A 20,318-nucleotide genomic window follows, 5' to 3' on the forward strand; every position below is an offset into this window, starting at 1 on the left:
TCGATTCTCCTTTTAAATTCAACTTAATTGCACCATGAATCAGCCTATCTAAAATAGCATCAGCGTGCGTTGATTCGCCGATCATTTGGTGCCAATTTTCCTGTGGTAACTGACTAATGATGATGTGTGATTTATAACCATATCTAGCATCGACTAATTCAAGTAAGTCGCTTCGTTGCTGAGCACTGAGTGGCTCTAGCCCCCAATCGTCTAAAATAAGTAAGTCGTATTTAATGAGTTTACCCAATAATTTTCGATAACTGCCATCGGCCTGTGCTAGAAATAGACTTTCAAGTAATTCTTTTAATCGAATATAGAAGACACTTTTTCCTTGTAAACAGTGCTCGTGACCCAAGGCACACGCGAGGTAGGTTTTGCCACAGCCTGTGGCGCCTGTAATTAATATATTCTGATGTAAACCCAGCCAGGTGCTTTGGCTGAGGCTGCGTATTTGTGCTTTATCTAGATTGCGCTTCGGCGAGTAAATGAGTTGATTTAACTGACCCGGTACGCGGAATTTTGCTTGTCGCACCAGTCGCTCTATTTTTCTTTGGTCACGCGTATCAATTTCATGTGTTAGCAATAAACTGACGCGCTCTATAAAGCTTTGTTCTTGATATAGGTTTGGCTGTTCAAGCTGCTGCTTGAGTGCTTGCTTTATACCCGATAACTTGAGCAATTGAAGTTGCTGATTAATTGTTTCTATCATGTTTACATTCCTTAATGGTAGTAATCTGTGCCACGTATGTTGCTGTGTGTAATTGGCTTTTCTGGCTCTGTTTGGAGTGTGGGTAATGGTTGTTGGTCTAACCCTTTTTGCAGCATTTGCTTAATAGATCTGTGTGTGGTCGTATTCATGCAAATTGCTCGGTAACATGCTCGCTCGAGGCGTTCTTTTGAATACGTTTTAGCTAAACTTAATACCCCTAAACAGGTGCGATAAGCTTGCTCTGGATGACGTTTGCTATTAAGCAATAATTCAACGACTTGATGAGTATAATCACCGATACTCAATGCCCATGAGCGTAAATTTATCGGTGACTGCTCATGCTGTTTTTGATGCGCCTTTGGCATATGATGTGTCTGTGTCGTATGTCCGCCTAAACGGTTTGAGCGAGGATGCTGTGCTATTAAAGTGCCGTCATAATAAAGCTGCACGAGTTGATTGGATATGTGTGCGCGTAATTGTTTTTTAACCCACAGATAAGGCACGCTGTAGTAATGTTTTTCTATTTCAACATGGTAATCAATATGCACACGTACTGTTTTGATTTGTGTATATTGATAGGGCTTTTCAGGCAATGGCTTTAATGCGTTTTTATCCACCATATCAAATAGCTGTTTGCGTGATTGTTGATATTGCTTCATCACCTTATTGTTCATCATATCCAGTAGCTTTGCTATTTCATGATTGAGTTGCGCTAAGCTGTGGAAGGTTTGGTTACGTAAGCGTGCCATGATCCAACGCTCAACAATTTGTACGCCGACTTCAGCCTTCGATTTATCTTTGGGTTTATAAGGTCTAGCCGGAATGACAGCAACGTTAAAGTACTCGGCTAACTGGTGGTACGTCGGATTTAAATCAGGCTCGTAGCGACAGGTTTTACTGACAGCACTTCTGAGATTATCGGGAATAACAACGTCAGGAACGCCGCCTAAAAATTCAAAGCAACGCGCATGACTCATTACCCAATCTTCAAGTTGCTGACTATACGTTGCTTCAGCATAGGTATAATTTGATGCACCTAGTACAGCAACGAATATCTGAGCAGTGCGCTTTTCTTGTGTCGTCGGACAAGTAATGGTAATTGTGGGGCCACAATAATCCACAAACAGCTTTTCACCCCCTTTATGCTGCTGACGCATTGAGAGTCGCTGGGTACCTAACCATTGTTTATAAGCTCGGCAGAAGTGACTGTAGCTGTAATAAGGCTCACCCACTTTTTCAAGTAACTCATCAAATACGAGCTGTAATGTTAGGTGTTTATGTTGTTTTAAGTCTTTATTGATATTTAACCAGTCAGGCGTTGGGTGTCTTTTTTTACGCGTTGAGAAGCGCTTGAGTTTGGTGTTGAAAAATGTATTTTGCTGTTTATCCTCTGGTATTGGCCATTGATTTAAGCCTAACTCATTGGCCTTTTTAAGGTAATTAGCCACAGTACCAGGTGAAATATTTAAACTTCTGGCAATCTCTCGATGGGATAATTGTGCTGAGTACTTCAGCCGTAAAATGGAATGTAATTTACTCATAGATATAGGTCTTGTTGTCATTGTTGTTATCCTCATCAAACGATTCAGATAACGGTTTAACACACCTACAAAAATGATAAAACGTGAACTCGGTTACGAGTGGTATTAAGCTTTGATCGGCAAAATCATTAAGAGCATAAATGTGATCATTTACAAGTGATTTTAGTGATCAAAGCTTAATGAGAATAAGCGATCAAAGTTAATGCAATTGGGTGATCAAAGCTGGAGAGAATATGCATTTTGTGACCACCAACGGCCGATCCTCTTTAGAAAAAATATCGAGATTAATAAATTCAAGCGCACAATTGTTTTGTTGTGCCCAGATTCTAATACGGCGAACATAAGGGGAAGGAATAGAGCCAAATAGTTGCATAATGGGGCTTTTGCCAACTCCACATAAATAAAAAGCCGCTGATGCGGCTTTATTAATAAATCGATTTACTTACTCTGAGCGGCTGGTTATTTCTAATAAATGGTAACCAAACTGTGTTTGTACAGGGCCTTGTACTTGATTTAGCGGCGCTGAAAATACCACCTTGTCAAATTCAGGCACCATCATACCTGGGCCAAACTCACCTAATGCACCACCATCTTGACCTGATGGACAATTAGAGTGCAGTTTAGCGAGTTCTGCAAAGTCTTCACCTTGCTCAATTTTATCTTTAAGGTCTAAACATTGTGCTTCACTGTCTACGAGTATGTGCCTTGCACTTGCAACTGCCATAAGTTCTCCTACCTGTAAGTTTAGTTTTTTAAATTTGATAGCAACATCTTAGTAAGGTTAAACTGAAAACACAAAGTTAAAATGCACTTTTGATTGTGCTTTCTAGTTTTGCTGAATCCGGTGCTACGCGGCTGTTAAAGCGCGTAATCGTTTTGCGATCGGCCGATACCACGTATTTATAAAAGTTCCAGTTTGGTGAACTGGTTTGGGCGTTTAAATGCTTGAAAATAGGGTTTGCGTCACTACCACGTACTGCGCTGGTGGCCAGCATAGGGAAAGTAACACCATAATTTACATAACACACTTTTGCGGTATCTTTTTCATCGTTCTCTTCTTGAAAAAAATCATCTGATGGAAAGCCTAATACCACCAAGCCTTCGTCTTTGTATTTATTATAAAGCGCTTCTAAACCTTCAAATTGCGGCGTAAAACCGCAGTTACTCGCAGTGTTAACAATTAAAAGAGGCTGGTTTTTAAAATCGCATAAGTTAATGGTTTCAGTTGAGCGCAACTTTCTAAGTGAAACATTCGTGAAATCATTGCAGGTGTTTGCATCTAATGAAGGGGCGGGCGAGTCTGCGGCATATGTATTTAGCGAAACACAACTTAACGCGAGGGTTAAACCAAGTATTATTTTTTTTATCATGCTATTACCTTAAGCGCGTTTTTAGAGTATTTATGTAACTTATCATACGCTACTATAGGCTAAATTGATCAATTTTACTTTATTTTCTATGACTATACGTTTAGCAAAACCTGATGATTTAACTGCCATTGTTGCTATTTACAATGAAACTATCCCTAGTCGAATGGTCACCGCCGATACCGAAGAGGTGACCGTCGCTGATAAACAACCTTGGTTTGATAGCCATACTGCTCAACGCCCTATTTTTGTTTACTGTGAGAACAACCAAGTATTAGCGTGGCTTAGTTATAAATCGTTTTATGGTCGCCCAGCTTACGATGGCACCGTTGAGTTAAGCATTTACATTACGGCAGCAGCCCAAGGAAAAGGGTTGGGTAAAAAGCTGATGCAATTTGCACAACAACAAGCCAAGCAGCTTAATATAGAAGTATTACTTGGGTTTATTTTTAGTCACAACGAACCGAGCATTAAATTATTTAAGCATTTTGATTTTGCAGTATGGGGAGAGCTGCCTAACGTAGCAAGAATGGACAATCAGCTGTACAGCCTGACTATTTTTGGTAAGCATTTAACCTAGTACCATAACAAAAGGCAGCAAAATTCACTTTTACGTAGGTGATTATGCTAAACCAAAAATTCTAGACTATGCTGAAAAGGTGTTTAATTAACTCTTTAAAGTGTGTCTAAATGGCGAGAAAAATACTTATTATTGATAGCAGTAGCATGATTGCTATGCGCTTAAAAGTGTTATTAGAACTAATTGGCTGCCAAGTTGAATTAGTCCACTTTGCTATGTTTGATGAAAATACAGACATAGACATTTATGACTTACTGGTATTTTCTCAAGGCGTGCCAACCGATGTTGTATCGATAGTTGTTGAAAAAGCGACTTATCAATCATTTTTGTTATTAGCGCCAAAAGCGGAATCAGGGGAGTTGCTTAGCGCATTTTCCAAATTAAATGACTTGATACCCAATGCCACCATTATCTACCCCTTCTTTTCTAATAAAGAAATAACGTCTTTAATTGAGGCCTTATTAGAGATAGGTCCAGATCACATTTTTAAACTACCGACAATTTTACTCGTTGACCATGTTAATGAGCGATTAGAGTCACTCAAAAGTAGCCTTTATGGCGCTCATATTGAGGTATACACCGCAACAAACCATGATGAAGCAATTAATATTGCCAAGCTCAGGAGTATTGATATTTTAATCAGTGACTTTAGCTTACAACCGGGTTCTGGTTTAGAGATATTTTCGAGTTTAAAAAAAATACAACCGCATAGTCGTTGCTTGTTAGTAACCTCACGCCCTGAACAATCTATGTTAGAAGCCATTCGCCAAGGTGTTGAAGATGTTTTAATCAAGCCTTTAAATGACAATGTGTTACTACAAGCTGTACATAAATTATGGCAAACCGAGCTGCTAAAACGTCACAATGCTGAGCTAGTAGAAAGATTACAAGAAACAGTTGATGTGCTGATTGAAAAAGACAGCCTACTGCAGGTCATTTTTAAAAATACCCCCGATCCTATTTTATTATTTGAACGCAAAGGCAAGATAGTCGAGGCCAATGATGCCTGCTTAAAATTATTTAATTTAAAGTTTAAAAAGCTCATTGCTCACTCGTTATTTCATTTTTTAGATGATGACTCGGTGCAGGCAATAAAAGATAAAATCTCTACATTAAACAGTAATCGTCAGTTTAGTTGTGACTTACACATTGTAAATAAAGACGGAAGTAAAATTCCGCTAGTTGGATCATTTAATGAAATAGACCACCATGGCGAAATAGCGTTAGCGGTTATTTTTAAAAATGTTAGCCATTTAAAACAAAAAGAAGATCTACTGTTGGAAGCCAAAGATCTTTTAGAAGAGCAAGTAAGGGCACGTACTTCACAGCTTGAGCATGCGAAAAATATTGCCGAAGCGGCTAATCTAAGTAAATCAGAGTTTTTGGCAAATATGTCGCATGAGCTAAGAACCCCTATGCACTCTATATTGAGCTTTTCACGTTTTGGTATTAGCAAGTTACAAGAGGGTGATTTTAGCAAAGATAAACTTTTGAAGTATTTAACTCGTATTGAATCAAGTGGGCAAAGACTACTATCGTTACTTAATAATTTACTCGACCTTTCTAAATTAGATGTTGGTAAATTTCCATTCAACCCACGGGCTTATGATTTAGCGACTATTGTTAAAACCAGTATTGATGATGTTGCCGGTATTGCTATTGAAAAAGATATAAATATTGTTTTTAGCTCTGATAACGCGCCGATTGTTGCACAGTGCGATGAAGAGCAAATAAATCAGGTTTTGAGAAATGTATTGAGTAATGCACTCAAATTTAGTGAAGAGCACAGTACTGTTGAAGTTGTCATGCAAAGAGACGATGACAATGCAAACATTGCAGTGATAGATAGCGGTATTGGAATACCTGAAGAGGAACTTGAAATGGTTTTCAATAAATTTGAGCAAAGCAGTAAAACGAATAGTGGTGCAGGTGGAACCGGGTTGGGTCTTACCTTGTGTCGTGAGTTTGTTTCATTGCATCAAGGCAGTATTAAAGCATGCAATAACAGCCTTGGTGGAACAACAATTTCGATACAAGTTCCTTTAGAAATAAACTTAGATGAATACCTAGCTGATGAGCAATTAGTGAAAAATAGCGGCTAACAATCGAATTGTTTTAATTTATATGGATGAAAAATTATGGCTTTAACTAAAATTCTTGCAGTCGACGATGAACCATTTAACCTCGAAATAATTGAAGAAATATTAGAGGATCTTGATTTTGAACTTAAGCTAGCTTCAAGCGGCCCTGAATGCTTAAGTATGGTTGAAGAGTATATGCCTCAAGTTATATTACTTGATGTAAGTATGCCAAAAATGAATGGTTATGAAGTATGTAAAGAGCTTAAAGCTAACCCCATTACCCATGACATCATCGTGATGTTTGTATCTGCAAGAGGTACGGTTGAGGAGCGCATGGAAGGTTATTCAGTAGGCGCGGAAGACTATATTGTAAAACCGTTTGGGCACGACGAATTAAAGCAAAAACTGAATAAACTAAATCAAGTCTTAATAGAAAAACAACAGCTTGAAAAGCAAGTAAAAGAAGCGACCTCTACCGCCTTTAATGCCATGGCAAATAGCAGCGAAATGGGTCAGATAGTAAATTACATTGAAAATATTGGTTTTATTAACGATATACAAGAGCTTGGCAAAGCATTAGTAGAATGCTTACAGGCATTTGGCCTACAAAGTAATATTGAATTTAGATGTAACGATACTAAGTCGCACTTTGCGCTCAATGGGGTGTGTTCTCCAATTGTAATTGAGTTATTTGAAATGCTTAAAAGCAAAGGACGATTGCATGAGTTTTCTCATCGCATTTTGGTTAACTACGAGCTTGTGAGTTTACTGATTTTAAATATGCCAGAGCATGACGAGCAAAAGCACGGACGCATACGTGATCATATTTGCTTTATTGTAAGTGTAACCGAGCAACAATTACGAGCCATTACCACCAAGCAGATGCTGGTATCGCAGCAGGAGCGGTTAAATAAAGTTGCTGGTACTGTGCATAGTAAGTTTCATCGTTTAATTGGGATGTTGAACGACAGTCGTATTAATAACGAAAAAGTATTTAAGCATTTACAAGAAGAACTCGAAGAGCGGATCCCAACTATGGGATTGGATGAAGACCAAGAAATTTTTATTTATAAAAAAGTAGACGAAACCATACAAAACTCGGTTGCACGTCAGGAGTCAGTAGATCAAGTTAAAAAAGCCTTTGCAGAAATAGAGCAAGATCTTGCTTTATTGTTGAAAGGTTAAAGGTGCGGGTTACGGGCTGCGAGGCGCGGGCTAAACTCGTCGCTACGATTAGGCAGATAGCTTGTATCAGCGACATTATGTCGCGTTTTTTAGGCAATAGGCTTATGCGTCTCTGGGTAGGCCTTTTTCAACAATCCGTATTAGCCGTGCTGTTTTGCGCAGCTTTTGTCTTTGTTTATCATGTTGCTGGGTAAGTGCCCATTCTATGTGCTCATTCACCATGTCACTGACCGTTTTGCGTTTATCTTCAAGTGCATGAATAATCGCTGGGCTAAAATCTGCGTTGCCTAAGCCAACCGCTATATTTCGTAACCAACGCTCATGGCCAATACGCCGAATAGGGCTGCCCTCGGTATTTGTTAAAAAGGTAGTTTCATCCCAGGCAAATAATGCGAGTAAGTCTTTATTTTTTAATTGTGTACGGGGGTGGAAGTCTTGCTCGTCGGTAATTTGTCCATAGCGATTCCATGGGCACACTAACTGGCAATCATCGCAACCATAAATGCGGTTACCCATTAAGGTTCGGTATTGCTCTGGAATAGCCCCTTGATGCTCTATGGTTAAATACGATATGCATTTACGTGCATCTACCACATAAGGTTCTACAATAGCGCCGGTAGGGCAAAGGGTTATACAGGCAACACATTTACCACAACCTTCGAACGTGTTTTCATCATCAATAGGCAGTGGTAAATCTACAAATAACTCGCCTAAAAAAAACCAAGAACCAGCCTCTTTATTGATTAATAAAGAATGTTTACCTCGCCAGCCAAGCCCTGCTTTTTCAGCTAATTGACGCTCAAGCACTGGCGCTGAATCAACAAAAGGCCTAAAGCCATAGTCACCTACCTGCTGTTCAATTTTTTTACCTAATTGCTTGAGCCGATTACGCATTAATTTGTGATAGTCACGGCCAAGCGCATAGCGGCTGATATAGGCTTTCTCGTTATTTTTAAGGTTTTTGGCAAAGCCTGAATCTGGCGGCAGGTAATTCATTTTTACTGAAATAACTCGTTGCGTGCCAGGGACTAGTTCGCTAGGGCGGGCGCGTTTCATTCCATGTGCAGCCATGTAATCCATTGAACTATGATACCCTGCATCAAGCCAACGCTGAAGCTGTGCTTCATGCTTAGTTAAATCAATGTCAGTAATGCCCACTTCACTAAAGCCAAGTTGTTGGCCCCATAATTTTATTTGCTGGGCTAGCTGTTCATAGTTTGGTTTTACGTCGCTCACATACTTCACACAGTTAAATGACAAGCCGCTTAATTTAGCATAATCGCGGCTTGGGTGAAATTGTTATTGCCTAATCTACAAAGCGTTTTAACTGTTGTTGGGTTTGTTGGCTTAGCTTTTGTGATTGTTCAGAATCATGCAGTGCTGTATCTATTTGTTGCTTGGCTTGTTCGCCTAGCGCCACAATTTGCTCAACCGATTCATGCGTTTGGTTTTGGGTATCTTCGAGCAAGTGTACGGCATTGGCTATTTGCTGCAATTGTTGTTGATTATGTTCAAACTCATTGAGCATTTTACCAAACCCATCAGAGGTGGTGTTAATTGATGTTTGCGCATTATTTGAGTGGTTTATTAATTGCTCTGACTCTTTATTCGTTTCATTAACGAGCTCATTCATTTGGGTAATAAAATCACTAATTTGGCGTGTTGCGTCGCTTACTTTTACCGATAGGGTACGAACTTCATCGGCAACCACGGCAAAACCTCGCCCCGCTTCACCAGCGCGTGCCGCTTCTATGGCTGCATTTAGTGCTAATAAGTTAGTTTGATCCGAAAACTCTTCAACCATTTTTAAAATACTGCGAATGTTTTCGCTGTTCTCTTTCAAGCCCGCAATCGTTTTAGAAAAACTACCCAGCATTTCATTAATAAGCCTTACCTGCTCAACTAGTTTTGATAGCTCACCAGCAGAGAGCTTTACAAAATTAAGGTGTTCATTATTGACCTGATGTACGCTATCAGTGTTGCTTACTATAGCCTGCAGGCTTTGGGTAATTTGATTACTGGCATTAATAATGGTGTGGCTTAAATTAATTTGCTGCTCACTCAATTGTTCAGTGTGTTGCATTGATTGCGTTACTTGGCTGTTACTCTGCACACTCTCTTGGGCGCTGGTATAGGTAGTGCTTAATAAACTATTTAAATGGGTAGTAAATTGATTGTATTGCTCACTTAAGTCTCTAAATTCATCAAACGTGAAATGGGGTAATTTGGCTGCTAAATTCGCATCTTGTTGATTAATATTAATGAGCGTATCGCGCATTGCTTTTACCGGGCGCACAATTAAAAAGCGCATATAAAAAATAGTAAAAATAAAGCCTGCAATAATAAGTAGCGCAAGTGCCCAAAATAAGCCAGTGCTTTGCTGGTTTTCGGTTAAGCTACTGTGCAACCAAAACAAAGTAATGGCTTGAAATAAAAAAACAAAACTTAAATTCCCAACTATTTTTCGGGTTAAAGTATAAAACAGTGTTTGTTCTAAAAAATTATAAATACGCATGTAGCTACTCATTAAATAGTGACCTACTAAATTATTGTTTTTATAGCATAAATGGCAATTAAATAATTAGTTATAGTTCATTTAATTGCGCTAAATAATGCTTAGTTCGTTCAGGGTCGTTAGTAAAAATACCATCAACACCACAGGCAAGCATCAGTTTAATATCTTCGACTTCATCTACGGTGTAAGCAAATACTTGTAAACCGCGCATTTTGGCATCGTCTACAAACGGTTTGTTCATAAAGTTTTTGTCAATATGAATGCTGTAGGCCTGTAAGTCTTGTGCAAACTTTGCATACTGCAATGGAATTGATGCAGTAAGTGCGCCAATTTTAAGCCACGGTAAACGGCTCTTTAGCCAGTGTAGTTGATGATGATTAAATGATGAAACTAAAATATTGTCTGCGGTTATTTTTTTGTTCGCAATGTTACTTTCAAGCACGGTTGCAAACTTTTCAAGTTCAAAGGTATGCTTTAGCTCTAAATTGAGTAAGGTTTGGTTATTATTCCAGTCTATTAATTGCTGCAAAGTAGGGACTTGTTCGCCATTTCCTGCATCAAACTGTTTAATTTGCTGGGCACTAAAGTCGCACACTTTGCCTTTGCCATTAGTGGTTCTATCGAGGTAGGTATCGTGAATAATAACGTAATCATCAAGCGCGCTTTGTACATCAACCTCAATGCCATCTACATTCGCTTTTAACGCCGCTATAATGGCGCTTTGCGTATTTTCGGGGAAGTGTGTGCTTGCGCCTCTATGTGCAAATATTTTCATGGCTGCTTTTTCCGTGAAATTGACCAAGTTTCAAAGCACGCAGCACTAACAATCAGTGCGCCACCAATCAGGGTCATCACTGAGGGGCGTTCGTGCAGAATAATTATAGCCAGTATTGTGCCATAAAGGGGCTGTAAGCAAGAAATCAATCCAGCGGTTGCTGCTGATAAATGTTTTAAACTCGCTGCAAATAACGAATGCGGCATCGCAGTAAACACCACACCGGCAATAAGCAGCAATATTAAATCAGTATCATTAATTTCTGTTATGGGCACTTCAATAAAAGCACACAGCATCAGGCTTGCCACTAAGGTTTGGTAAAACATGGTTTGCGGTCCACCATACTCGCTAAAGTAGCGTTTATGAGTAATATTACGAAGAGCAAAAAATAATGCTGATACCACGCCCGTCACAACACCTAAAGTGATGTCATCGCCTAAATTAACGTTAGGGATCAATAAATAAATGCCAAAAATCACCACCACAGCACTTATTATATCTTTTGTTTTGGGCTTACTTTTATTAAATAGGGGTTCTAAAAATACCGTGATCACGGGATAGGTAAAAAAGGCTAACATGCCCACGGTAATTCCCGCCAATTGCATGCCTGCAAAATAGGTTACCCAGTGAATACCTACGGCAACGCCTAATAAAATGGCAATCACATAATCTTTAGCGCGATGCAGCTTAATTGGTTTTTTTTGCAAAGTTAGTAGCACACAAATTGCCAGCCCAGCGATAGCCGCGCGATAAGCGGTAATATCTAATGCATTCAAACCAATTAGCTTTGCGAATAAGGCGGTACCGCCAAATAAAAGGACAGCAATATGTAAATAAATTAAGCTTTGTTGTTGGGACTGCATTAAATTTCCAGGTCACTTTTTTTGGCTATATTAGCATTGCTTTTACACTCAGAAGATGAATTTTTCTATTTCATGACAAATGTCAGCCAAGTTAATGACATTTCACACTCTTATCTATTTTACCCACTGGCATAGTTACCTTACTTATATTGGAGGGTGTTATGAATTCTTTAATTTTAACAAGCTTAAGCATTAGCGATTTTTTAGAAACACTAAGTTTTACTATCACTTATGTAGATTGTTTTATGTTCGTATGCATTTTTATGTTATTTGTATTTATTAATAAAAAGAGTGCTATAAATAAAAATAATAGGCCAGAGGTATTGGTATGAGCTCGGTTAACAGGTTTTCTCAGCAAAGCGATAAAGATTTTTGGAAATATGGTCATTTAGTTTTTACCGGTTTTTATTTACTCCCGATGATCATTGATTTTGCTAACTTTACGGCTCATCAAATCACTCTGTCTTTAGCCTTTTATATTGCGTTTATATTGTTATATGTAAAAGCAATAAATTGCAAAAATGGGGGAGTAACTAAGTTATTTATCGCTATGTTACTGGTGTGTTTTAGTGCCACTTTTTATAGCGCTGGTACACCAACCTTATTTGGCTTTATAGCTTATGTAGCGGGCTATACATATAGCAATTATCAAAGAGTTTATGCCGCATTAGCGATAATTTTAACTGTTTTGCTAAGTTCCTATGTGGGCGATATAGCCAAGCTTGAGTACTTTTTAGCGGTGGCTTTAATTTTATGTGCGGCCCTATTTAGCTATGGTATAGCGGCAAAAAGAGAGCGCGAACATAAAAAGCGCGAACAAGAAAGCGCAAAGCAATTGGAGCAACTAGCAGCCATTGCTGAGCGTGAACGCATAGCCCGAGATTTACACGATATTTTAGGTCACTCACTGTCATCAATAGCTTTAAAAGCTGAGCTTGCGAATAAACTAAATCAAGGTGAACGATACGATCAGGCCAATAACGAAATAGCCCAAGTAGCAAACCTTGCAAGGCAATTGCTTAGCGATGTAAGAAACGCGGTAAGCGATTTAAAGCAACTCGATCTAGTGAGCCAAATCGCACAGCTAAAACAAACGCTTATAGCGCAAGGTTTTAACATAAAATTTAACGTTAATTTAGCGACCTTACCCGTTAAAGTAGAGGGCATTGCGAGCCTTATTATTAAAGAGTCGGTTACTAATTTATTACGCCATAGCAGTACAAAAAACGGTTCTATCAATATAGAGCAAACAAAGCAGCAATTAGTTATCAACGTTATTGATAATGCGCCATGCACTACATTAAAAGCAGGTAATGGTTTAAATGGCATTAAAGAGCGGGCTGAGCAATTAAATGGCAATGCAACATTTACCTGTGGCGACACATTTACTTTAACTGTTGTGCTGCCACTGAGTGCTGAGGATTTAAAATGATCAAAGTTTATTTAGTTGAAGACCAAGCGCTGGTTCGCGACGCAGTTGCAGCCTTATTAAGCCTTGATTTCAATATTGAGGTGATTGGTCAAGCAAGTAATGGCCAAGATGCGTTAAATGAAATCAACGCGCTTAGTGAAGACTTACACCCAGATATTGTTTTAACAGACATAGAGATGCCAAGCATGAATGGTATTGAGCTTAGTGAACAAATAGCCGCTAAGCACCCTGCAATTAACATGGTAATTATGACCACCTTTTCGCGAGCCGGTTATATTAGGCGTTCTTTAAGTGCGGGTGTTAAAGGTTTTATTTTAAAAGAAGCGCCAAGCGAAGAGCTAATCAATGCGCTTAAAAAAGTAATGCAAGGGCAAAAGGTGATTGACCCAGAGCTGGCAATTAACGCATTAGACGATACCGATCCACTCACAGATAAAGAACGCAAAGCGTTAAAACTTGCAAGTGATGGCTTAAAAACCAGCGAAATAGCAAAACAGCTTTATATAAGTGAAGGCACAACGCGTAATTATTTATCCGATGCAATTGCTAAACTCAATGCCACAAACCGAATTGATGCAGCACGTATAGCCCGACAAAAAGGGTGGTTGTAATTGCGCGAATATTTAAACGCTATGGCTTAAGCTCTCGCTTCTTTAATGGTTACAAAAATAGACGCTTTATAAATTTCATACAACGTATTACTATTCTATTTATAATTATAAAAGTAATGAAAAGTGCTAAAAGCGCAGCTACAAGCACTAAATGAGGGTCTAATGACAGCATTAATAGAAATTACCACGCAAGGAAGCACGGCTATCCTTACTATGAATACAGCAGAAAACCGCCATAATCCAACCTTTATAAACGAGTTTAATCAACACCTAGATACGATTGAGGCTAACGAGCATATTAAAGCGGTGGTGTTAACTTCAAGCAGCGATAAAAGTTGGTCGTTAGGCATTGATTTACAGTGGATGGCAAACCCTGACAACACACCACAAATAATTGCCGATTTTATGAACTCGATAGGTGCCTTGTTTAAACGTATTGTTACTTTTCCTATGCCTATTATTGCCGCGCTAAACGGCCACACTTATGGTAATGGTTCGGTACTGGCGTGTGCCTGTGATTTTAGATTTATGAAATCAGACAAAGGCTTCTTTTGTTTCCCCGAAGTCGATGTATTAGTGCCGTTTGTACCGTCTATGTTTCCGATTATTAATAAAGCGATTAATCCGCAATTTTTTAACCGCTTAGCCATGACCGGTGAGCGCGTTGATGCGCAAAAATTATTACAACATAACGTTATAGAGGCCACCTTTGCTGATGAGCAAGCCTTGCAAACGGGTGTGTTAGAGTTTGCGCAAAGCTTTAATAAAAATCGCTGGATATACTCTCAAAACAAAACCCAAATGAACAAACCAATACTCGATGTTATGGCTGCACAAGATGCGGCTTTTATTGAACACATCAGCACGCTATTGTGGAAGAAACTACAGCAAAAGTAAGCTGTTTATATAAAAGTGAGTAAACATCAGCACTTCTATTTTACTCACTTTTAAGCTCTTAAATTAAGTACATGTTAAGCGTTATTTAGTTATATTTTCACAAAATGCAAAAGGTAATAACGCTTTATTAAAAGTTTAATGGCTTTTACCTGTCTCATTGCGAGTATATGAGTTAAAATACTTACATAACCAACTAACAAGATAGTGAATGTCAAACCAAGATCCAAATCTCAGTCGAGAACAAGAAAAGTACGAAAACCCAGTCCCTAGTCGTGAGTTTATACTTACTCACCTGCAAGAGCGTTCCAAACCTGCTAACTACGCACAACTATGTGAAGAACTCGCAGTCAACGATGAAGAACGACAAATAGCATTTAAGCGCCGACTTCGCGCCATGGAGCGTGATGGGCAGCTGTATTTTAATAAATTTAAATGTTATGCCCTGATTGACGAAGCCGGTTTAACCAAAGGCAAAGTAGTCGGTCACAGAGACGGTTTTGGCTTTTTAGAAGTTGAAGGCGAGAGCAAAGATTGGTTTATTGCCAAGCATCAAATGAATATGGTGCTTCACGGTGACATCGTTCTTGCCAAAGGCACTAAACGCGGCTCAGGCTCAAAATGCGACGCACGCATCATCAAAGTACTTACTAATGAGCGAGCGCCTATTGTTGGCCGCTATTTTGTTGAGCATGGTATTGCCGTTGTTGTGGCTGAAGATCCGCGCATTACCCAAGACATTATTATTCTACCGGGTAACGAAAAAGGCGCGCGCCATAACCAAATGGTGCAAGTGCAAATAACCCAAAATCCAAGCCGTAATATGAATGCGGTAGGTAAAGTTATCGACGTACTGGGCGAGCATTTAGCGCCGGGTATGGAAATTGAAGTTGCGCTGCGTAATCACGATATTCCACACGTATGGCCTGAAGAGGTTGAGCAACAAGTTGCCCACTTAGGTGAATTTGTTGAAGAAGCCGATAAACAAGGTCGAGTTGATTTACGCGGCTTACCGCTTGTGACCATAGATGGCGAAGACGCTCGTGATTTTGATGATGCTGTATACTGTGAGCCTAAAAAGTCGGGTGGCTGGCGCTTATGGGTAGCCATTGCCGATGTATCACATTATGTAGGTATGAACACGCCGCTTAACAAAGAAGCGATAGAGCGCGGTAACTCAGTGTATTTCCCTGAGCAAGTTATTCCAATGCTACCAAAAGTATTATCTAACGGTTTGTGCTCGCTTAACCCTGAGGTTGATCGTTTGTGTATGGTTGCAGAAATGACCGTATCGCAAGAGGGTAAGCTCTCAGGTTATAAGTTTTACGAAGCGGTGATGAACTCACATGCACGTTTAACTTACACCAAAGTAAATGCCATTTTACATAACGATGAAAAGCTACGTAAAGAATACGCAGCTGTAGTGCCACATTTAACTGACTTACAGCAAATGTACATGGCATTAAAAGCAGCGCGCCAAGAGCGTGGTGCGATTGAGTTTGAAACACTCGAAACTCGTTTTGTATTTAACGCACAGCGTAAAATAGAATCAATTGTGCCGGTTATTCGTAACGATGCGCATAAGCTCATTGAAGAATGTATGATTTTAGCCAATGTTTCGGCGGCTAAATTACTGGAAAAACACGAAGCCAGTGCACTGTATCGAGTACACGATGAACCCGATAGCGAAAAGCTGGGTAACTTTACTCAGTTTTTAACTGAGCTGGGGATTGAAAGCACGCTAAGTGATGAACCAACCCCAAAAGAAATTACCCATGTGTTGGCTCGTTTAGGTGACCGCCCAGAGGCTGAACTTATTCAAACCATGTTGCTACGATCAATGAAGCAAGCGGTTTATCAGCCAGATAACATAGGCCACTTTGGTTTAGCATTATCGGCTTATGCGCACTTTACCTCGCCAATTCGCCGTTACCCAGATTTAGTGGTGCATCGTGCAATTAAAGCAGTATTAAAAGCACAAGGGCAGCAAACCTCTGGTGAATACGCTTATAGCGATGATGAAGTCGATCAACTTGGTGAGCAGTGTTCTACCACTGAGCGCCGCGCAGACGATGCCACCCGTGAAGTAGCCGATTGGTTGAAATGTGAATACATGCAAGATCATGTAGGCATGGAGTTTAACGGGGTTATTTCATCGGTTACTAACTTTGGTTTATTTATTCGTTTAGATGACTTACAAATTGATGGATTAATTCATGTTACTAATTTAGGTGATGAATATTTCCAGCATGATGCAGCTAAACATTGTTTGGTGGGTGAGCACACACATACGGTTTATCGTTTAGGCGACAAAGTCACTGTGCAGGTTGCCTCGGTAAGCTTAGATGATCGTCGTATAAACTTAACGCTTAAAGGCGATGTTGCCCAAGATCGTTATGCGCGTCGTCGTGCACCTAAAAAAAATGCTCCAGCGAGCGTTCGCTCACAACTTAAAGCCGGTAAAATCCCGGGTAAAAAGTCAGCAAGTGATGACAAAAAGCCAAAGCCGAGTAAAAAGCCTGCTGCAAAAGGCAAATCAGCGAGCAAATCAAAAGTAAAAGCGGATGACACCACCGCTAAGAAAAAAACCAAAAAGAAAGCGGTCAAAAAGCCTAAAAGACCAGGTAAAAATGCCCGTAAACGTAGTAGCCCAGGAGCAAACAATTCGTGAGTAATGAATTAATTTTTGGCTTTCACTCTGTTGAAGCAATTTTGGCAAAAGAGCCAGAGCGTTTTATAGAAATATACGCCCTTAAAGGACGTGATGATAAGCGCTTATCGCCGGTGATTGAGCAAGCGCGTCAGTTTGGTATTTCAGTACAGTTTATGCAACGAAAAGCGCTTGATAACAAAGCGAAAGATGAGCAGCATCAAGGCATTATCGCCAACGTGAAAGCGGCACGTGTGTTTAACGAAAAAGATCTTGATGAGATCATTGAACGCGAAGACACCCCGTTTTTACTGGTACTTGATGGCATTACCGATCCGCATAATTTAGGTGCCTGCTTACGTAGCGCCGATGCTGCCGGTGTTCATGCCGTGATAGTTCCTAAAGACAAGTCAGCAAAGCTTAATGGCACGGCACGTAAAGTGGCCTGTGGCGCAGCTGAAACAGTACCGCTTATTCAGGTTACTAACCTTGCACGTACATTACGTGAAATAAAAGACGCAGGTGTATGGGTTGTAGGCACAGCCGGTGAAACCGACACACATGTATTTGATGCCAGCTTAACAGGCCCAATGGCGATTGTGATGGGTGCTGAAGGTGAGGGCATGCGCCGCTTAACGCGTGAGCATTGTGATGTGCTCGTTAAAATCCCAATGGCAGGCACGGTTTCAAGTTTAAATGTATCGGTAGCAACCGGCATTTGTTTATTTGAAGTGTTACGCCAGCGCGCAGAAACAAATTAATCCTAAGCTAATTGCATAGGTATTAAAAAGCCGAGATTGATTTAATCAACCTCGGCTTTTTTGTACTTTTAAGTTATCGCTTTATTAAAAGCTGTAAGAGTAACCCATTTGTACTGAACGTGGCTTACCAGGTTGAATACCGCCATTTGCACGGTTAGCAATGTAGGTTTTATCAAACAGGTTATCAACGCTTAGGTATACTTTTTGATTTTCATCAATTAAGTACTTAGCTGCTAAATCCCATACTACACGGCTATCAATCGCATTTAAGCCTGAGTCAGAAAGGTCAGCATGTGCATCCGACACGTAACGCATTTGGCTGTTAATCACAAAGGCATTAAATTCTGCACCAAATGATAAAGCAACTTGGTTCTCTGGTACGTAAGGCATCGCATCGCCTTTTTCTACTGAGCCCCAAATTTCTGAATCAAACGTGTTTTTAAATTCTGAATCTGTGTAGGTGTAAGTTAGTTTAACTGGGAACGCAACTGATGCAGTATTAAACGTACGACCAGCGCTAAATTCAAAGCCCGATACTTCTACTTCACCGTAGTTGTATTGGTCACCAATGTTGTCATCGCTACAACCTACCGCAGCAGTACAGTTACCGTGCATGTTGTCGTAATCAGAGTAAAACGCAATTACTTCACCATTAAAACCGCCCGCATTAAAACGAGAGCCAAACTCGATGTTGACGCTTTCTTCTTCGTCTTGGTCGGCATTACCCGGTGCTGCAGGGGCGTAACCTTTTTGAATACCAGCAAGTAACGTAACATTGTCGTTAAGTGTGTAAGTAGCACCTAAAGACGGTACTAAAATTTCAGTATCGTTAGAGATATCTTTTGTTAAGCCTAGGCTACGGGTTGGATCTGACTTAGCCCACTCTTCACGGGTAATAGTTATGTCTTCATAACGAAGACCAGCACTCACTACTAATGCATCCATTGTCCATTCGTCTTGAATAAATAGCGTGCTTGCTTTTGCACTGTCTAAACGGTTGCTGTTAGAGCCTGGAGCGCCTTGTGAGGTAAGAGTCATGCTTAAATCTTGATTAAGCGTGTATTTGTCTTCCCACTGGAAACGATCCATTTCGTCTTCGTGGTAGCGTACGCCAACCGTAATGTAGTGATCGCCCGCTGGAATGTGTAATTCAGATTGCACACCTTTAGCTTGGTAGTCGCGGTTATTAGCTTTAACACCGATGTTTTCGATACCCTCAGCCGTTGGGTTTGCTTCAAATTCACTATATTGCTCAAGGTAGCTTTCGCTTACTTTACTAGCTTTGTACCAGTTACGGTGGAAGTCATTTAGATAAGCGGTTGCTAAAACTTCATAACCTTCACCAAAGCGATATGCATAGTTTACTTGGTATGCATTATGACGAGTGTTCATCTCATCGTTTTGCGATGCAGCGTAACGACGGTTAGGGTTTTCTTGGTAATCGGTATCAGTTAAGCCCATGTACGTTTCGTCTGATGTTTCTTCAGAGTACTTAGCTTTAAACTCAATGTTGTGGGCATCGTTTTCACCAAAGGTATGGCCAAACTTTACCAATACGTCGTTTTTTTCAAAACCAGTGTTGTCATCACCTACTGGCAATTCTTTAAAGCCATCAGCGCCGTAAGAAAACACTTCAATTAAGCCTGCAGTGTTGTTTTTTTCTTTTGCGAAGTAAGCGTGACCTTTGTAGTAACCATCGCTACCAAGGGCTGCATCTAGCATGCCTGTTGAGCTATTTGGCTCAGTTGGCAGGCTGCGAGAAAGTAAGTTTAGTACACCACCGGTTGTACGCGGGCCGTATTTAACAGAGGCAGCGCCTTTTAGCACTTCAATTGACTCCATACGACCCATAGTAGGGAAGTAGTAAGCCGATGGCGCAGAGTAAGGAGCCGGAGCAACAAGTACGCCGTCTTCCATCACAGAAATTTTGTCGTTACGGCCAGTACCTGTCCCGCGCATACCAATATTAGGGCGCAGGCCGTAGCCATCTTCTTCTTGAACGTATACACCTGGTACAGATGCTAATACGCGAGAAATATCGGTAAATTCGAATTTTTGCAATTCTGCATCTGAAATAAACGTAGCAGATCCTGGAATATCGTTAATAGCGGCTTGTGAGCCAATAACGGTAATTTGTTCAAAGTTACGCTCAACTTTGTCGGCATCTTTTGCCATTGCTGTTGTGCTCAAAGACAGCGCAACAGCTGCAGTTAACGAAGAAACTAAAAATTTATGTGACATTGATTACCCTAAAAATAGTTCAACTACTGAAATTGGCGTAATTTAAACATGTTAACGAATGAGAATCAATATTATTAAGTTTTACTATCATTTACATTTGTCGTAAAAATAGG

At 40.0% G+C, this 20,318-nt stretch carries 17 protein-coding genes and 1 pseudogene; 8 read left to right on the forward strand and 10 right to left on the reverse strand.

From position 1 onward, the window contains the following. From istB to L641_RS0104180, 5 genes and pseudogenes are all read right to left on the reverse strand, one after another. A partial coding sequence (gene istB, locus L641_RS0104165) for an IS21-like element helper ATPase IstB (protein WP_024600957.1) occupies positions 1-709 on the reverse strand: 709 nt, incomplete at its 3' end. A gap of 11 nt (positions 710-720) precedes the next feature. Then, entirely contained in the window at positions 721-2,271 is a 1,551-nt protein-coding gene (gene istA / locus L641_RS0104170; protein ID WP_008466912.1) for an IS21 family transposase, read from the reverse strand. 220 nt (positions 2,272-2,491) lie between these two features. Next, positions 2,492-2,623: pseudogene (locus L641_RS23775) on the reverse strand (glutathione S-transferase family protein); the annotation flags it as partial. A 69-nt stretch (positions 2,624-2,692) separates the two neighbouring features. Next, positions 2,693-2,974, reverse strand: a complete 282-nt coding sequence (locus tag L641_RS0104175; protein WP_013464073.1) for a peptidylprolyl isomerase — start codon at positions 2,972-2,974, stop codon at positions 2,693-2,695. A 76-nt stretch (positions 2,975-3,050) separates the two neighbouring features. Further along, a complete protein-coding gene (locus L641_RS0104180) occupies positions 3,051-3,620 on the reverse strand; it encodes a glutathione peroxidase (protein WP_024601214.1) in 570 nt (189 codons plus the stop codon). 88 nt (positions 3,621-3,708) lie between these two features. Between L641_RS0104180 and L641_RS0104185 the strand changes: the two genes are divergently transcribed. The 3 genes from L641_RS0104185 to L641_RS0104195 all read left to right on the forward strand — a co-directional run bounded on the left by L641_RS0104185 (position 3,709) and on the right by L641_RS0104195 (position 7,463). Further along, positions 3,709-4,197: a GNAT family N-acetyltransferase gene (locus L641_RS0104185; protein ID WP_013464075.1), complete on the forward strand. Its 489-nt coding sequence runs from the start codon at positions 3,709-3,711 to the stop codon at positions 4,195-4,197. A gap of 110 nt (positions 4,198-4,307) precedes the next feature. After that, on the forward strand, positions 4,308-6,299 hold the full coding sequence (locus tag L641_RS0104190; RefSeq protein WP_024601215.1) for an ATP-binding protein: 1,992 nt from the start codon (positions 4,308-4,310) through the stop codon (positions 6,297-6,299). 36 nt (positions 6,300-6,335) lie between these two features. Continuing rightward, on the forward strand, positions 6,336-7,463 hold the full coding sequence (locus L641_RS0104195; RefSeq protein ID WP_024601216.1) for a response regulator: 1,128 nt from the start codon (positions 6,336-6,338) through the stop codon (positions 7,461-7,463). Between the two features lie 102 nt (positions 7,464-7,565). Here L641_RS0104195 and queG read toward each other — a convergent pair whose 3' ends face one another. The 4 genes from queG to L641_RS0104215 all read right to left on the reverse strand — a co-directional run bounded on the left by queG (position 7,566) and on the right by L641_RS0104215 (position 11,616). Further along, positions 7,566-8,699 (reverse strand): tRNA epoxyqueuosine(34) reductase QueG, encoded by a 1,134-nt coding sequence (gene queG / locus L641_RS0104200; RefSeq protein WP_024601217.1) that lies wholly within the window; start codon positions 8,697-8,699, stop codon positions 7,566-7,568. A 70-nt stretch (positions 8,700-8,769) separates the two neighbouring features. After that, a complete protein-coding gene (locus L641_RS0104205) occupies positions 8,770-9,990 on the reverse strand; it encodes a methyl-accepting chemotaxis protein (RefSeq protein WP_024601218.1) in 1,221 nt (406 codons plus the stop codon). A 58-nt stretch (positions 9,991-10,048) separates the two neighbouring features. Further along, on the reverse strand, positions 10,049-10,753 hold the full coding sequence (locus tag L641_RS0104210) for a glycerophosphodiester phosphodiesterase family protein (protein ID WP_024601219.1): 705 nt from the start codon (positions 10,751-10,753) through the stop codon (positions 10,049-10,051). Next, complete coding sequence (locus tag L641_RS0104215; protein ID WP_024601220.1) at positions 10,750-11,616, reverse strand: DMT family transporter; 867 nt, start codon at positions 11,614-11,616, stop codon at positions 10,750-10,752. Before L641_RS0104215 ends, L641_RS0104210 begins: the two co-directional genes overlap by 4 nt. A 328-nt stretch (positions 11,617-11,944) precedes the next feature. On the opposite strand from L641_RS0104215, the gene L641_RS0104225 reads away from it, so the two are divergent. The 5 genes from L641_RS0104225 (at position 11,945) to rlmB (ending at position 17,964) form a co-directional block, all read left to right on the forward strand. Next, a complete protein-coding gene (locus L641_RS0104225) occupies positions 11,945-13,048 on the forward strand; it encodes a sensor histidine kinase (RefSeq protein ID WP_024601221.1) in 1,104 nt (367 codons plus the stop codon). Beyond that, complete coding sequence (locus tag L641_RS0104230; RefSeq protein WP_013464084.1) at positions 13,045-13,659, forward strand: response regulator transcription factor; 615 nt, start codon at positions 13,045-13,047, stop codon at positions 13,657-13,659. The genes L641_RS0104225 and L641_RS0104230 overlap by 4 nt, the downstream gene beginning before the upstream one ends. Positions 13,660-13,821: 162 nt before the next feature. Further along, positions 13,822-14,556: an enoyl-CoA hydratase/isomerase family protein gene (locus L641_RS0104235; protein ID WP_024601222.1), complete on the forward strand. Its 735-nt coding sequence runs from the start codon at positions 13,822-13,824 to the stop codon at positions 14,554-14,556. A 208-nt stretch (positions 14,557-14,764) separates the two neighbouring features. After that, complete coding sequence (rnr, locus tag L641_RS0104240) at positions 14,765-17,224, forward strand: ribonuclease R (RefSeq protein ID WP_024601223.1); 2,460 nt, start codon at positions 14,765-14,767, stop codon at positions 17,222-17,224. Continuing rightward, on the forward strand, positions 17,221-17,964 hold the full coding sequence (gene rlmB / locus L641_RS0104245; RefSeq protein ID WP_008112440.1) for a 23S rRNA (guanosine(2251)-2'-O)-methyltransferase RlmB: 744 nt from the start codon (positions 17,221-17,223) through the stop codon (positions 17,962-17,964). Before rnr ends, rlmB begins: the two co-directional genes overlap by 4 nt. 84 nt (positions 17,965-18,048) lie before the next feature. Here rlmB and L641_RS0104250 read toward each other — a convergent pair whose 3' ends face one another. Further along, the gene (locus L641_RS0104250) at positions 18,049-20,205 is read right to left on the reverse strand and encodes a TonB-dependent receptor (RefSeq protein WP_024601224.1); all 2,157 of its coding nucleotides are present in this window, start codon (positions 20,203-20,205) and stop codon (positions 18,049-18,051) included. Between the last annotated feature and the right edge of the window lie 113 nt (positions 20,206-20,318).

The sequence above is a fragment of the Pseudoalteromonas sp. TB41 genome, from assembly GCF_000497975.1.
Taxonomy (GTDB): Bacteria; Pseudomonadota; Gammaproteobacteria; order Enterobacterales; family Alteromonadaceae; genus Pseudoalteromonas; species Pseudoalteromonas tetraodonis.